Genomic DNA, 13,665 nt, shown 5'->3' with positions numbered 1-13,665 from the left:
GCCGGGACCGAGCCCGCGCAAACGTCGCTACGGGTCGCAGATGATGATCGGAATCTTACGGTCGGTGTAGGACCGGTAATTGACGAAGTCCGGGTACATCGCGTCGAGCTTGGGCCAGTACTGCTCACGTTCCTCGTCGGTCGCCTCGCGGGCGGTGAGCGCGTGGACCCCGCTCTTGGTCTGGAACGTCACCTTCGGGTTGGCCACCAGGTTCAGATACCACATCGGGTTGGTCGCCCGCCCGCCCTGCGAGGCGACCAGCACGATGCGCTCGCCCTCCTGAAGGAAGAGCAGAGGGCTGTCCCGGGGTTCGCCCGACTTGCGGCCGATCGTCGTGAGGATGCCGACCTCGGTGCCCTTGAGGAACTTGTTGCCGAGCTTGCCCTTGGTCTTCTTGAAGACGAAGGTCTGCGCCTTGGACATCCACTTGATGGCCGTGCCAACCTTGGCCGAGTTCAGGCCGTCGATTTGCTTGGCGCTCAGAGGGCGGGAGGGGTTGGGCTCTGCATTGGGCACGGGTCGCACGCTATCGCTTGATGAACGGCCGTATGTTGGCCCGGATGTGTTGGATCGTGCCGTCGGTGGTGAAGTGAAAGGTCTCGTCGACGTGGGCACATACTCGCCGGCCGGCGAGCGAGGGCTTGGTGATGACGTCGAATCTGGCCCGCAATGCGTCGCCGACGAGGGTGAACTCCGGTTCGGTGGTGGTCTCGATGATCCGGTACTGCGGACCACGGTTGAGGCTGCGCCGCAGATGATCTCCCGAGAAACCGGTCTTGAGGCCGACCTCGACCCGCGTGCAGTCCGGCGCGAACGGGACGTCGTCGGCCCGGTGGTTGGCGAGCGCGCTGATGTAGGCCTGCGCGGCCGCCACCCGTTGGGGGTCGGGATCCACTAGATCCGCTCGATGATGGTGCCGGTGGACAGTGCCCCGCCGGCGCACATCGTGATCAGCGCGGTGGTCTTGTCGGTGCGCTCCAACTCGTGCAGGGCCGTGGTGATGAGCCGGCTGCCGGTGCTGCCGACGGGATGTCCGAGGGCGATCGCACCGCCGCTGACGTTGACGGTGTCCATGTCCGGCTCGTGGACCTGGGCCCAGGACAGGACGACTGACGCGAAGGCCTCGTTGATCTCGGTGATGTCGATGTCGCCCATCTTCATCCCGGCCTTCTCGAGCACCTTGGCCGTCGACTGCACGGGACCGTCGAGGTGGTAGTACGGCTCTGATCCGACCAGTGCCTGACTGACGATCCGGGCCCGGGGCGTCAGGCCCAGCGCCTTGGCGCGGTCTTCGTCCATCCACAACACGGCGGCGGCGCCGTCGGAGATCTGTGACGACGTGCCCGCGGTGTGAAGGGCGCCCTCCATCACCGGCTTCAGCTGCGACAGCCCCTCGAGGGTGGTGTCGCGCAGTCCCTGGTCGCGCGTCACCAGGGCACGCTCCTCGGTCGGGCGCTTGTTCTCGTCGAGGACGGGCGCCTCGATGGGGCTGATCTCGCGGTCGAAGCGGCCCTCGGCCCAGGCCTGCTTGGCCTTCTGCTGCGAGGCGAGCCCGAAGGCGTCGAGGTCCTCACGGGTGATGCCGCGGCGCTTGGCGATTCGCTCCGCCGCGGTGAACTGGTCGGGCAGGTCGACGTCCCACGACGCGGGGCGGATGATGCTGCGATCGGGACCGGCGTTCGCACCGAGGCCGACCCGGCTCATCGCCTCGATGCCGCAGGCGATACCGACGTCGATGGCACCCGCGGCGATCAGACCCGCGACCAGACCGTTGGCCTGCTGGCCACTGCCGCACTGGCAGTCCACGGTCATCGCTCCGACGTGCTCGGGCAGGCCGGCGACCAGCCACCCCACCCGGGTGATGTTGTTCGACTGCTCGCCGAACTGCGTGACGCAGCCTCCGATGACCTGTTCGACGAGCCCGGGATCGATCCCGGACTTCTCGACGAGGGCCTTCTGAGTCAGGCCAAGCAACTCGGTGGCGTGTAGTCCGGACAGCCACCCATTGCGCTTGCCAATGGGGCTGCGGGTGGCTTCGACGATGACGGGGTTGCCCATTCCGTCAGGCTAGAACACGTTTCATTACTCTGACAAGCTGCGATGCGCCTGCGCCTTTGATCTGCAGTGAAGGCATGTTTTACTGGCACTAGAACACGTTGCAATTAGGAGTGCACATATATGGCCCCCCTGAATTTCCCCGCCGACTTCGACTTCCTCGATCCGGACGTCAACCTGGCTGGTCTGCCCGTCGACGAGCTCGCCGAGTTGCGCAAGTCCGAACCGATCCACTGGGTCGACATTCCCGGCGGTGCCGGAGGCTTCGAGGACAACGGCTACTGGCTCGTCACCAAGCACGCCGACGTGAAGGAGGTGTCGCGTCGCAGTGACGTCTTCTCCAGTTGGCAGAACGGCGCCATCCCGACGTGGCCAAAGGAGATGACGCGCGAGTCGGTCGAGATGCAGCGCGCCGTGATGCTCAACATGGACGCGCCGCATCACACCCGACTGCGCAAGATCATCTCCCGGGGTTTCACCCCGCGGGCCATCGGGCGGCTGGAGGAGGAACTGAGCCAGCGTGCCCAGAACATCGCGAAGACCGCGGCGGCCGAGGGCAGCGGTGACTTCGTCGAGCAGGTGAGCTGCGAACTGCCGCTGCAGGCGATCGCCGGCATGCTCGGTGTTCCGCAGGAGGACCGCGACAAGTTGTTCCGCTGGTCCAACGAGATGACCGGCGGCGAGGACCCCGAGTTCGCCGACGTCGACCCGGCCCAGTCGTCGATGGAACTGATCATGTACGCGATGGCCATGGCCGACGAGCGGGGCAAGAACCCGACCGACGACATCGTCACCACGCTGATCCAGGCCGATGTGGAGGGCGAGAAGCTCTCCGACGACGAGTTCGGCTTCTTCGTCATCATGCTCGCGGTCGCCGGCAACGAGACCACCCGCAACTCCATCACCCACGGCATGATCGCGATGGCGGACAACCCCGACCAGTGGGAGCTGTACAAGAAGGACCGGCCGTCCACCACTGCCGACGAGATCATCCGTTGGGCCACACCGGTGTCGGCATTCCAGCGGACGGCCCTGGAGGACACCGAGCTCGCGGGCGTGCCGATCAAGAAGGGCCAGCGGCTGGTGATGTCCTACCGCTCGGCGAACTTCGACGAGAACGTCTTCGACGATCCGCACACGTTCGACATCCGGCGTGACCCCAACCCGCACGTGGGGTTCGGCGGCACGGGTGCCCACTTCTGCATCGGTGCCAATCTGGCCCGCATGACGATCAATCTGATCTTCAACGCGGTCGCCGACCACATGCCCGATCTCACGCCCGTCGGCGAACCCGAGCGGCTACGGTCGGGATGGCTCAACGGAATCAAGCACTGGCAGGTCGACTACACCGGCGCGTCGAGCTAGACGGATCGAGGAGGGTTTCAGGTGGACTTCAGTCCCGACGAAGGACAACGGGCCGTCGCCGACGTGGTGACGTCGGCACTCGAGCGGGACGACACCTGGGATGCGCTCGTCGCGGGCGGCGTCCTCGCGTTCGGCGTTCCGGACAGACTCGGTGGTGACGGATTGGGGCTACCCGAGATCACCACCGCGCTCACCGAGATCGGACGGCACGGCATGGTGAGCCCGGCCTTGGCGACGCTCGGCTACGGCCTCATTCCGTTGTTGGCGTTGGCTTCCGATGACCAGCAGGACCGTTGGCTCTCCGGCGTGGCGGGCGGTGGCGTGTTGACCGCGGCGCTCAACGAGCCGGGGTCCTCCCTGCCGGAACGGCCGTCGACGAACCTGCACGGCGGCAAGCTCTCTGGCACCAAGATCGGCGTGCCCTATGCGGCACAGGCGGATTGGATCCTGGTGACGACCGACGACGGTGTCGTCGTCGTATCGTCCACCGCCGAGGGCGTCACGCTGACCAAGACGCCGTCCGCGAACGGGTCCGACGAATACGCCGTCACGTTCGCCGACGTCACAGTGCCGGAAGTCGACGTGCTGACCGGCGTCGATGCCGTGCACCGGGTCAACCAGCTGGTGCTGGCCTCCAGCGGCGCGTTCGCGGCGGGCTTGGTGGCCGGTGCGCTTCGGTTGACCGCGGACTACGTCGCCAAGCGCGAGCAGTTCGGCAGGCCGCTGTCGACGTTCCAGACGGTGGCGGCCCAGTTGGCCGAGGTCTACATCGCCTCGCGCACCCTCTCGTTGGCTGCGACCTCGGCCGTGTGGCGGCTCGCCGAGGGACGCGACGCCGACGACGATCTCGACGTCCTCGGGTATTGGCTTGCCTCACAGGCGCCGCCGGTGATGCAGACGTGCCACCATCTGCACGGTGGCATGGGAATGGACATCACCTACCCGATGAACCGGTACTACTCCTCGATCAAGGACCTCACCCGGCTGCTGGGTGGTCCATCACATCGGCTCGAACTGGTGGGAGCCGTGCTGGGCGAGCGAAGCGACGGGAGCTAGACATGTACATCGAACTGACCCCCGAGCAGCGCGAGCTGCAGGCTGAGATGCGGCAGTACTTCACGAATTTGATCTCTGCCGAAGAGGCCGCGGAGATGGAGACCGATCGGCACGGGAAGGCCTACCGCGCGATCATCAAACGGATGGGTTCCGACGGCAAGCTGGGCGTCGGCTGGCCAAAGGAGTTCGGAGGCCACGGTTTCGGGCCGATCGAGCAGCAGATCTTCGTCAACGAGGCGGCTCGCGCCGACGTCCCCCTGCCTGCGGTGACGTTGCAGACCGTCGGCCCGACGCTGCAGAAGTACGGGACCGAACTGCAGAAGAAGAAGTTCCTGCCCGGGATCCTGTCGGGTGACGTGCACTTCGCCATCGGCTACTCCGAGCCGGAGGCGGGCACCGACCTCGCGTCGCTGCGCACCAGTGCGGTCCGCCACGGCGACGAATACGTCGTCAACGGCCAGAAGATCTGGACCACCGGAGGGCACGACGCCGACTACGTCTGGCTGGCCGTGCGCACCGATCCGGAAGCCGTGAAGCACAAGGGCATTTCGATTCTCATCGTCGACACGTCCGACCCCGGCTACACGTGGACGCCGATCATCTTGTCCGACGGCGCACACCACACCAATGCCACGTACTTCAACGACGTTCGCGTGCCCGTCGAGATGCTGGTCGGCGAGGAGAACGCCGGCTGGCGTCTGATCACCACGCAGCTCAACCACGAGCGCGTCATGCTCGGACCGGCCGGCAAGGTCGCGGCCATCTACGACAAGGTGCACGCCTGGGCGTCGAAGCCGGGCGGCAACGGCGTGACTCCGGTCGAGCACGACGACGTCCGCCGCATGCTCGGCGAGATCAAGGCCATCTGGCGCGTCAACGAGCTGTTGAACTGGCAGGTCGCCGCCGGGGGCGAGGAGATCAACATCGCTGACGCCGCGGCCACGAAGGTCTTTGGCACCGAACGCATTCAGAGGGTGGGTCGACTCGCCGAGGAGATCGTCGGCAAGTACGGCAACCCCGCCGAGTCGTCGACCCACGAGTTGCTCGAATGGCTGGACAGTCAGACCAAGCGCAACCTGGTGATCACCTTCGGTGGCGGTGTGAACGAAGTGATGCGGGAGATGATCGCGGCGTCTGGCCTCAACGTGCCGCGGGTTCCGCGATGAGCCGCTTGCGCGAAGAAAGTTCGACACGGTAGTGGGCGCCGTCGACGACATCCGGGCGGCCGCCGAGCGGGTCAAGGCCGAGGGCAGGAGCGCGCCGCGGGCGGGACGCCATCCGGTGAACCAGCCGATGATCGACCACTGGACTGACGCCCTGGGCGACGCCAACCCGATCTATCACGACGACGACGCTGCCCGGGCGGCCGGCCATCCCGGTGTGGTCGCCCCGCCAGCGATGATCCAGGTGTGGACGATGATGGGTCTGGGCGGGGTACGCCCCGACGACGACCCACTGGGCAAGATCCTCGAATTGTTCGACGCTGCAGGCTATGTCGGCGTCGTCGCGACCAACTGCGAGCAGACCTACCACCGCTACCTGCTCCCCGGTGAGGAGGTGAGCGTCACCGCGGAGCTCACCGACGTGGTCGGCCCCAAGAGGACCGCGCTGGGCGAGGCCTTCTTCATCACCCAAACCATCACGTGGTCGGTGGGTGACGAGCCAGTCGCCGAGATGATGTGGCGCATCATGAAGTTCATCCCCGCACAGGCGGACGAGTCGAGCGAATCATCCGTGCCCGCGGACCTCGATCCGGACAACGCCATGCGGCCCGCCTCGTCGAAGGACACCAAGTTCTTCTGGGACGGCGTCAACGCACACGAGATTCGCGTTCAGAAGCGCGCCGACGGCACGTTGCAGCACCCGCCGGTGCCCGCGCTCTGGCTCGACCGCGAGCAGACCACCGACTACGTCGTCGCCACCGGCACCGGCACGGTGTTCAGCTTCGTCGTGCACCACGCCCCCAAGGTGCCCGGCCGTACCCCGCCCTTCGTCATCGCGCTCGTCGAGCTGGAGGAGGGCGTCCGGATGCTCGGCGAGCTGCGCAATGTCGACCCCACTCGCGTCGAGATCGGAATGCCCGTGCGCGCCATGTTCGTCGACTTCCCGGCCAACGACGTCGGACCCGCCTGGACCAACTACGCATGGGAGCCCGTCGCGTGAGCGCCGCGCCAGCCATTCACGTAGGAGCCAAGTTGCCCGAACTCAAGCTCTACGGCGACCCGACGTTCATCGTGTCGACGGCGATCGCCACGCGCGACTACCAGGACGTGCACCACGACCGCGACAAGGCTCAGACCAAGGGGTCGAAGGACATCTTCGTCAACATCCTCACCGACACCGGCCTGGTCGAGCGGTTCGTCACCGATTGGGCGGGGCCAAACGCGCGGATCACGTCCATCAAGTTGCGGCTCGGCGTGCCCTGGTACGCCTACGACACGGTGACGTTCTCCGGTGAGGTCACCGCGGTGGAGGGCGAGGTCGTCACTCTGAACATCGTGGGCGCCAACAGCCTCGGCGATCACGTGATCGCCACCGCCACGTTCGTGACGGGAGGTGCGTGATGCCCGGTGAACTGTCCGGCAAGGCGGCGATCGTCGGGATCGGTGCCACCGACTTCTCCAAGAACTCCGGGCGCAGCGAGTTGCGGCTCGCCGCCGAGGCCGTCCTCGACGCACTCGACGACGCCGGCCTGACGCCCGCCGACGTCGACGGCATGACCACGTTCACGATGGACTCCAACACCGAGGTCGCCGTGGCCCGAGCCACCGGCATCGGTGATCTGAAGTTCTTCTCCAAGATCCATCACGGCGGTGGCGCGGCCTGCGCGACCGTGCAGCAAGCCGCGATGGCCGTCGCCACCGGAATCGCGGACTGCGTGGTGGCCTACCGTGCGTTCAACGAACGGTCCGGGATGCGATTCGGCCAGGTGCAGATGCGACTGGTCGAGAACGCCGACTCAACCGGCGTCGACAACTCGTTCTCCTATCCGCACGGATTGTCCACTCCCGCCGCCCAAGTCGCGATGATCGCCAAACGCTACATGCACCTGTCCGGCGCGACCAGCCGGGACTTCGGGGCCATCTCGGTCGCCGACCGCAAGCACGCCGCCAAGAATCCGAAGGCCTACTTCTACGAGAAGCCGATCACCATCGAGGAGCACCAGGCCTCCCGGTTCATCGCCGAACCGCTACGCCTGCTCGACTGCTGCCAGGAGACCGACGGCGGTGTGGCACTGGTCATCGTCTCGGCCGAGCGGGCCAAGGATCTGAAGAACAGGCCGGCCGTCATCGAGGCCGCCGCCCAGGGCGCCAGCCCCGACCAGTACTCGATGGTGAGTTACTACCGTCCCGAACTCGACGGTCTGCCCGAGATGGGCCTGGTGGGCAAGCAGATGTGGGCGCAATCCGGGCTGAAGCCCACCGACATCCAGACCGCGATCCTCTACGACCACTTCACCCCGTTCACGCTGATCCAGCTGGAGGAGCTCGGATTCTGCGGGTGGGGTGAGGCGAAGGACTTCATCGCCGACGGCGCGATCGAGATCGGCGGGCGGTTGCCCATCAACACCCACGGCGGCCAGCTCGGCGAGGCCTACATCCACGGAATGAACGGCATCGCCGAGGGTGTTCGGCAGTTGCGGGGCACGTCGGTCAACCCCGTGCCCGACGTCGAGCACGTCTTGGTCACCGCCGGCACCGGCGTGCCGACGTCGGGATTGATCCTGGGTTAGTTCGTGCGCACTCACCCCCCGATGCGGCGGTAATCTCGACCCAGGTAGCAAATCGCCCGGGAGGAGAGCCGAGTCGTGGGTGTGCCACCCGACAGCAGCCCGTTTGGTTCACAGACGGTGACGGGCCCTGGCTGGCCCAACGTCGACGAGGAATCGCTGGCTGCCGCCGCGGCGCAGTACGAGGCGCTGGCGGCCAAGATCACCGGTTCGGTGGTGCCCCAGCAGCAGGGGCAGATGATGCAGATGGCCGACCAGTGGAAGGGCGCCAGCGCCCTGGCCGCCGGGGGTGAGGCGACCACGATCGTCGCCGGCCACGAGGCCAACGGCGCCCAGGCCGCGGCGATCGCGCTGAAGCTGCGGACCATGGAGGCCACGGTCGCGAAGACCAAGATGTTGGTGAACGTGACCGCCCAAGAGGTGCAGCAGGAGTGCGAGGCGTTGTCGGCGATGCCGTTCGGCAATGCCCAGGAGCTGGTGCAGAGCCGGATCAAGATGGGGCTGTCGCAGAACATCGCGATCGTCAACGCGAACTCGACCGAATTGGCCTCGGGTCTGGGCGTGCCACCGAACATCCCCAATCCGGGTGCTCCTCCCGGCACCGCTCAGGCGTCGCAGGCCGCGGACAAGGGCTCGCAGCAGGCGATGCAGATGATGATGCAGATGGGCCAGATGGCGATGCAGCTGCCGCAGCAGATCGGCGGCATGCTGGCCCAAGCCCCCCAGCAGCTGATGCAGCCGCTTCAGCAGATCATGCAGCCGTTGCAGCAGTTGATGTCGGCGGGCGGCAAGGGCAGTACGGGGCTTGGATCGGTGTCGCCCTTCTCGGCGTTCTCCAACCACCCCCTGGCCGGTGGTGCGGGTGCGGGTGCGGGCGGCGGGATGGTGAAGGCCGCAGGACTGCCGGGATCCGGTGGCCTGTCGCCGCAGTCGCCGGCGCTGGCCAATCTGGTCGGCAGTTCCGGTGACGTGTCGGTGCGCCCGGCGGGCGCGAGCGGTGGGGCGATCGCAGGCCTGGCGCCGGTCAGCGCGGGAGCCGGTGGGATGGGCGGCGGCATGGGCATGATGGGCCAGCAGCGTGGTGAGAGCGGCGGTACCGGCTCGTCGCTGGCGGCGCCGCCCCCGCTGGACTACGGCGAGGACGAGGTCGACGATGACTGGTGAGCGTGAAGGAGGTGGGTGCTGATGTCGATGGATCCGATGCACACACCCGGTGCCCTGAACTGGGATCCGGCGAGTGTGCAGCTGCCCGAGGTACCGATGCTGCCGCCCGGTGAGGACGCGATGAGCATGACGATCGCCGGCGTGCTGCCGACCCTGACCGCGCCGATGGCGGCCAGCGTCGCCGCGCTGCAGGCCAAGGAGACCATGTTCGCCGGCAAGCTGGGATCGGCGCAGAGCGCGTATGAGAACGCCGACGATCAGGGCGGGCAGTCCGTCGGTCAGTTCGGCCAGATGCTGGGACAGCTCGGCCAGATGGCGCAGCAGGCGGGCGGGCCCGCCCAGCAGCTCGGCCAGCAGGCAGGCCAATTCGGTCAGATGATTCAGCAGGCCATGGGATCGGCTCAGGGCGGTGGCGGCTCGCATGGCGGGTCCGGTCAGCCGGCGGGCGGTCAGTCGGCAGGTGCCCAGGGCGCCGGCGGCTCGGGCGCGGCGGCACCACCGCAGCAGGCCCGGGACGACGCGTCGACGAGCCAGGAGCAGTCACCGGAGCAGAGGGAACGCGACGACCGGGAACGCGAACGCGAGACCAGGGAGGCGCGGCCGCCGCTCGATCATGCCGTCGCCGGTCCGGCGCCGCACGGCGCCGGTCCCGCGCCCGTCGCACCGCCGCAGCGCGCAGACGGCGTCGAACGAAACATGTGATCCCGCGCCGAGGCGTACGCGACCTCGGGCGGCGCCGAGCACTACGCTCATTGGCGACGCGTGAGCATCACGAGGTCAGACTGAGCGACTCGGAGGTACGGCAATGAGTTCGCCACCGCCCGATGAGTGGCCTTCTCTCCCGCCCTTGCCGGACGACGAGCTGACGATCGGTCAGACCTTCGCCGGTTACGAGATCATCGCCCTGTTGGGATCCGGTGGAATGGGCCGGGTCTATCTCGCCCAGCATCCCCGGCTGCCGAGACGTGACGCACTCAAGTTGCTTCCCTCGGCGTGGTCGGCGGATACCGAGTACCGCGCTCGCTTCAACCGCGAAGCCGACCTTGCCTCGACGTTGTGGCACCCCAACATCGTCGGGGTTCACGATCGCGGTGAGGCCGACGGCCAGCTGTGGATCTCGATGGACTACGTCGACGGACTCGACGCGTCCCGGCTGATCGCCGAACGACACCCCGCCGGCATGCCCGCCGACGACGTGGCCCGCATCGTCACCGCCGTCGCCAGTGCCCTCGACAGCGCTCACAAGCGTGGTCTGCTGCACCGTGACGTCAAGCCGGCCAACATCATGCTGACCCACCTCGACGACGACGGTGAACAGCGAATCCTGTTGACCGACTTCGGCATCGCCCGCGACATCAACGAAGTCGACGACGTCTCCGCGTCGACGACGGCGATCGGCACGGTCGCCTACTGCGCACCGGAGCAGTTGTCGGGCGACGAAGTCGGCCCGCGGGCCGACCAGTATGCGCTCGCGGCGACGGCGTATCAGCTCCTGACCGGCGAACCGCCGTTCCCCAGCCCGGATCCCGCCGAGGTGATCCACGACCACCTCAACTCGAAGCCGCCGACGCTGGGGGCGCGGCAACCGGAACTCGCCGCCCTGGACCCCGTTCTGACGGTGGCGCTGTCCAAGCGGCCCGAAAGTCGTTTCGCACGTTGCTCGGACTTCGCGCGAGCTCTCACCGAGAAGATCGAGGCGATGGGTCCGCGGTCGGCGGTCGCGCCGCCGAACTACGGTCCGGCGCCCGTGGGGGACACCTTCGCCAATCTCTACACCGAGCCGTTGACGGTCGACCCCCGGGCGCCCAGACCTAAGCGCAAGCAGTTCCCCGTCGGACCGGTGGGGGCGGCGGGCGTGGCGGGAGTGGCGGTGATCGCGCTGGCGGTGTGGGCGTTGTGGCCGTCGTCCGATCGCACCGAATCCTCCTCGACGGAGTCGGTGTCGACCACGACGTCATCAGTGAATGCCGCTGCGCAGCAACGTCTTCGAAGTGCGCTACCCCCGGGTTACCCCTCCGCGGCGTGCACGGCGGTGGACGTGCCGCAGGCCGCCCTGGCGAAGTTCGGATGCACGCAGAACACCGATGCCGGTGGCCCGCCGGCGTCGACGTTCACCTCGTTCGCAGACGTCACGGGATTGCAGGCGGCGTTCGGCGCGGTGGTCGGCGACATGCGAGTGGTCAACTGTCCCGGCAACATTCAGTCACCAGGGGCGTGGCGCCGCAACGCCACGCCACAGTTGGTCAGCGGCACGCTCGTCTGCGGTTACCGTGACGACGTGCCGACCCTGGCCTGGACGGACACCGGCAAGCTGACGCTGGCCTCCGTCGACGGCGCGCAGAGTGGCCCCAACCTCGACCAGCTCTACGTGTGGTGGTCGAGCCACTCCTGATCGGGTCAGGCCGGCGGCGGAGCGATCAGAGTCGTCGTCGGTGCGGCAGGCGCCACGGCCGGCGTGCCTGCCGCGGTCGGCGCGGCTGCGGCGGCTGGTGCGGCTGACGGAGCGCCAGCGGGCAACGGCGTGCCCTGGCTGCCGGTGGGCGCGGAGCCCCCCTGAACGCTGGCGGGTAGCGGCGCACCCTCGGTTCCGGCGGGAGCGGGGGCCATCGGAGTGGCACCCGGGACCGGCGTGCCCTGGCTACCCGGCGCAAGCGGGGTTCCCTGGCTGCCGGCGGGAATCGGCGTGCCCGCGCTGCCAGCCGGCAGGACGGCGCCCGGCACGGCCTCGGCGCCGACCGGCGCGCCGGGAACTGCTCCCGGGGTCGCGGGCGTGGCGGTGGAGGCAGGCGACGACGAGGAGTAGCTTCCGCCGCCGCGCTGCGTGGGAAGTTGCGGCGGCGGCTGCACCCACACCAGCAGGTCTTGGCCGACGGCGTTGTAGACGACGCTGTCGGGGACGTCGCCGGTGACGTCGAAGTAGACCTTGCCGCTGGTCTTCTCGCCTTGGGCGATGGTCGCCGGGTTGACGCCCTGCGGGGTCGCAGCTCCGAACAACACGCGGTAGGTCTCGCCACTCTTGGCGCGCGCGTTGAGGTTCGAGACGATCGGGGTGACGTTGCCCTCGATGGCCTGATCCGTCGCCGTGGCCTCCCACAGCGTGCCGGTGACCGGGTGGGGGATGACGTCGGTGCTGGGCTTGAGGTTGCTGATCGTCCAGCCCTGGACCACGTCTCCGTTCGTCAGCCTGCCCTCGTTGCCGAACGTGGTGGTGGTCAGGTCGTCGGCGGCGGCGATGGGCGCGCCGATGAAACCAATGGAACCGACCGCGGCAGCGGCGGCAGCTGCCACCAAGGCTGAGGTGATCTTCACGTGACGTGCCTCCCAGTAAGTCCAGACTGCGACGTCCCCCCTACGGAAACAGTCGTGCATCGAAGCTATCAGCTGCCGGGGGGGCGGGCCGGACACCAATTCGACGGCGTGTGACGGCGCCGGATTCAGGCCGGCGTCAGCTCCACTCCCGAGAGCACCACCGCGTCGTCGCGCCCGGGTGCCACGAAGACGGCGAGCAGTCGGCCGCCCTCCTCCCACACGCGTGCGACGAGGGTCTCGCCGGGAAACAGGACGCCGGCGAAACGGGCGCCGTAGGAACCAACGCGGGACGCGTCGCCGTCTAGGAATCGGTCCACCAGAGCCTTGGCGCCGATGCCGTAGGTGCACAACCCGTGCAGGATGGGCTTCGGAAAGCCTGCCGCCGCAGCGAAGTCGGGATCGGAGTGCAGCGGGTTGCGGTCACCGCAGAGCCGATACAACAGCGCCTGTTGCGGCAGCGTCGGGATCGTCAGCTCGACGTCCGGAGCGCGGTTCGGCGGTTCCACCGAGGTCGACGCACCACGTTCTCCGCCGAAGCCGCCCTCGCCACGAGCGAAGATGGAGCGCCGCTGGGTCCACAACGGCTTGCCGTCGGGCGTGGTCACCGTCGTCTCCGACCAGATGACCGCTGCCTTGCCCTTGTCCCACACGTCGGTGATGCGGGTGGCTGCCCGGCCGGACCCCGAGGCCGGGATGGGCCCGGGAACGGTGACGGTCTCGCTGGCGTGCAGCACCTTCGACAGCTCGACGTCGATGCCGGGGAACTTGACCGTCGGCGCCTCGGTCGCGTGGAACGTCTGCGCGACGCAGCCGAACGTCGGCAGCACCTGGGGCACGTCGTCGGCGAGGTAGCGCAACTCGCGCGGATCCATCGGGTCGGCCCCTGCTCCGAGACCGAGGTGGTAGAGCTGTACGTCGCTGCTGCTCCAGGAGAATTCGACCGGCGGGAGTTCGGCGCCGATTGCCTCGTCGAGGTCGATCGGCAC

14 protein-coding genes are annotated in these 13,665 nt (G+C 67.8%); 9 read left to right on the top strand and 5 right to left on the bottom strand.

The genetic code is table 11. From position 1 onward, the window contains the following. Window positions 1-27: 27 nt before the first annotated feature. The 3 genes from ABZ195_RS06160 to ABZ195_RS06150 are packed head-to-tail and all read right to left on the bottom strand — an operon-like array spanning window position 28 to window position 2,058. Complete coding sequence (locus ABZ195_RS06160) at window positions 28-516, bottom strand: nitroreductase family deazaflavin-dependent oxidoreductase (protein ID WP_355215795.1); 489 nt, start codon at window positions 514-516, stop codon at window positions 28-30. Window positions 517-526: 10 nt separating this feature from the next. Next, entirely contained in the window at window positions 527-895 is a 369-nt protein-coding gene (locus ABZ195_RS06155) for a hypothetical protein (protein WP_355215794.1), read from the bottom strand. Further along, on the bottom strand, window positions 895-2,058 hold the full coding sequence (locus ABZ195_RS06150) for a steroid 3-ketoacyl-CoA thiolase (protein WP_355215793.1): 1,164 nt from the start codon (window positions 2,056-2,058) through the stop codon (window positions 895-897). Before ABZ195_RS06150 ends, ABZ195_RS06155 begins: the two co-directional genes overlap by 1 nt. A gap of 120 nt (window positions 2,059-2,178) precedes the next feature. On the opposite strand from ABZ195_RS06150, the gene ABZ195_RS06145 reads away from it, so the two are divergent. From ABZ195_RS06145 to ABZ195_RS06105, 9 genes are all read left to right on the top strand, one after another. Then, window positions 2,179-3,420 (top strand): cytochrome P450, encoded by a 1,242-nt coding sequence (locus ABZ195_RS06145; protein ID WP_355215791.1) that lies wholly within the window; start codon window positions 2,179-2,181, stop codon window positions 3,418-3,420. Between the two features lie 21 nt (window positions 3,421-3,441). Continuing rightward, window positions 3,442-4,476: an acyl-CoA dehydrogenase family protein gene (locus ABZ195_RS06140; protein ID WP_355215789.1), complete on the top strand. Its 1,035-nt coding sequence runs from the start codon at window positions 3,442-3,444 to the stop codon at window positions 4,474-4,476. Between the two features lie 2 nt (window positions 4,477-4,478). Further along, window positions 4,479-5,642: an acyl-CoA dehydrogenase FadE29 gene (gene fadE29 / locus ABZ195_RS06135; RefSeq protein WP_355215787.1), complete on the top strand. Its 1,164-nt coding sequence runs from the start codon at window positions 4,479-4,481 to the stop codon at window positions 5,640-5,642. Window positions 5,643-5,673: 31 nt separating this feature from the next. Next, the gene (locus tag ABZ195_RS06130; protein WP_355215785.1) at window positions 5,674-6,639 is read left to right on the top strand and encodes a bifunctional MaoC family dehydratase N-terminal/OB-fold nucleic acid binding domain-containing protein; all 966 of its coding nucleotides are present in this window, start codon (window positions 5,674-5,676) and stop codon (window positions 6,637-6,639) included. Continuing rightward, a complete protein-coding gene (locus ABZ195_RS06125) occupies window positions 6,621-7,040 on the top strand; it encodes a MaoC family dehydratase (protein WP_355215783.1) in 420 nt (139 codons plus the stop codon). The genes ABZ195_RS06130 and ABZ195_RS06125 overlap by 19 nt, the downstream gene beginning before the upstream one ends. Continuing rightward, window positions 7,040-8,209 carry a lipid-transfer protein gene (locus ABZ195_RS06120; RefSeq protein ID WP_355215781.1) on the top strand — a complete coding sequence of 390 codons (1,170 nt, stop codon included), beginning with the start codon at window positions 7,040-7,042 and terminating at the stop codon, window positions 8,207-8,209. Before ABZ195_RS06125 ends, ABZ195_RS06120 begins: the two co-directional genes overlap by 1 nt. A gap of 75 nt (window positions 8,210-8,284) precedes the next feature. Beyond that, window positions 8,285-9,370: a hypothetical protein gene (locus ABZ195_RS06115; protein ID WP_355215779.1), complete on the top strand. Its 1,086-nt coding sequence runs from the start codon at window positions 8,285-8,287 to the stop codon at window positions 9,368-9,370. A gap of 21 nt (window positions 9,371-9,391) precedes the next feature. Beyond that, window positions 9,392-10,072, top strand: coding sequence for a hypothetical protein (locus ABZ195_RS06110; RefSeq protein WP_355215778.1), 681 nt, complete (start codon window positions 9,392-9,394; stop codon window positions 10,070-10,072). 145 nt (window positions 10,073-10,217) lie between these two features. Beyond that, window positions 10,218-11,762: a serine/threonine-protein kinase gene (locus ABZ195_RS06105; RefSeq protein WP_355215776.1), complete on the top strand. Its 1,545-nt coding sequence runs from the start codon at window positions 10,218-10,220 to the stop codon at window positions 11,760-11,762. A 5-nt stretch (window positions 11,763-11,767) separates the two neighbouring features. On the opposite strand, the gene ABZ195_RS06100 is transcribed toward ABZ195_RS06105, so the two are convergent. Both ABZ195_RS06100 and ABZ195_RS06095 read right to left on the bottom strand, forming a co-directional pair. Next, a complete protein-coding gene (locus tag ABZ195_RS06100; protein WP_355215774.1) occupies window positions 11,768-12,679 on the bottom strand; it encodes a DUF1942 domain-containing protein in 912 nt (303 codons plus the stop codon). A 125-nt stretch (window positions 12,680-12,804) separates the two neighbouring features. After that, window positions 12,805-13,665, bottom strand: coding sequence for a MaoC/PaaZ C-terminal domain-containing protein (locus tag ABZ195_RS06095; RefSeq protein WP_355215772.1), 861 nt, complete (start codon window positions 13,663-13,665; stop codon window positions 12,805-12,807).

Source organism: Mycobacterium sp. NPDC006124, assembly GCF_040614235.1.
GTDB lineage: Bacteria > Actinomycetota > Actinomycetes > Mycobacteriales > Mycobacteriaceae > Mycobacterium.
The sequence above is the reverse complement of the archived record's forward strand: the minus strand, read 5'-3'. Positions and strand labels throughout refer to the sequence as shown.

Coding starts and splice junctions, on each gene's coding strand:
- ABZ195_RS06125 (WP_355215783.1), top strand. CDS start 6,621: ATGGGAGCCCGTCGCGTGAGCGCCGCGCCAGCCATTCACGTAGGAGCC.
- ABZ195_RS06120 (WP_355215781.1), top strand. CDS start 7,040: ATGCCCGGTGAACTGTCCGGCAAGGCGGCGATCGTCGGGATCGGTGCC.
- ABZ195_RS06110 (WP_355215778.1), top strand. CDS start 9,392: ATGTCGATGGATCCGATGCACACACCCGGTGCCCTGAACTGGGATCCG.
- ABZ195_RS06150 (WP_355215793.1), bottom strand. CDS start 2,058: ATGGGCAACCCCGTCATCGTCGAAGCCACCCGCAGCCCCATTGGCAAG.
- ABZ195_RS06145 (WP_355215791.1), top strand. CDS start 2,179: ATGGCCCCCCTGAATTTCCCCGCCGACTTCGACTTCCTCGATCCGGAC.
- fadE29 (WP_355215787.1), top strand. CDS start 4,479: ATGTACATCGAACTGACCCCCGAGCAGCGCGAGCTGCAGGCTGAGATG.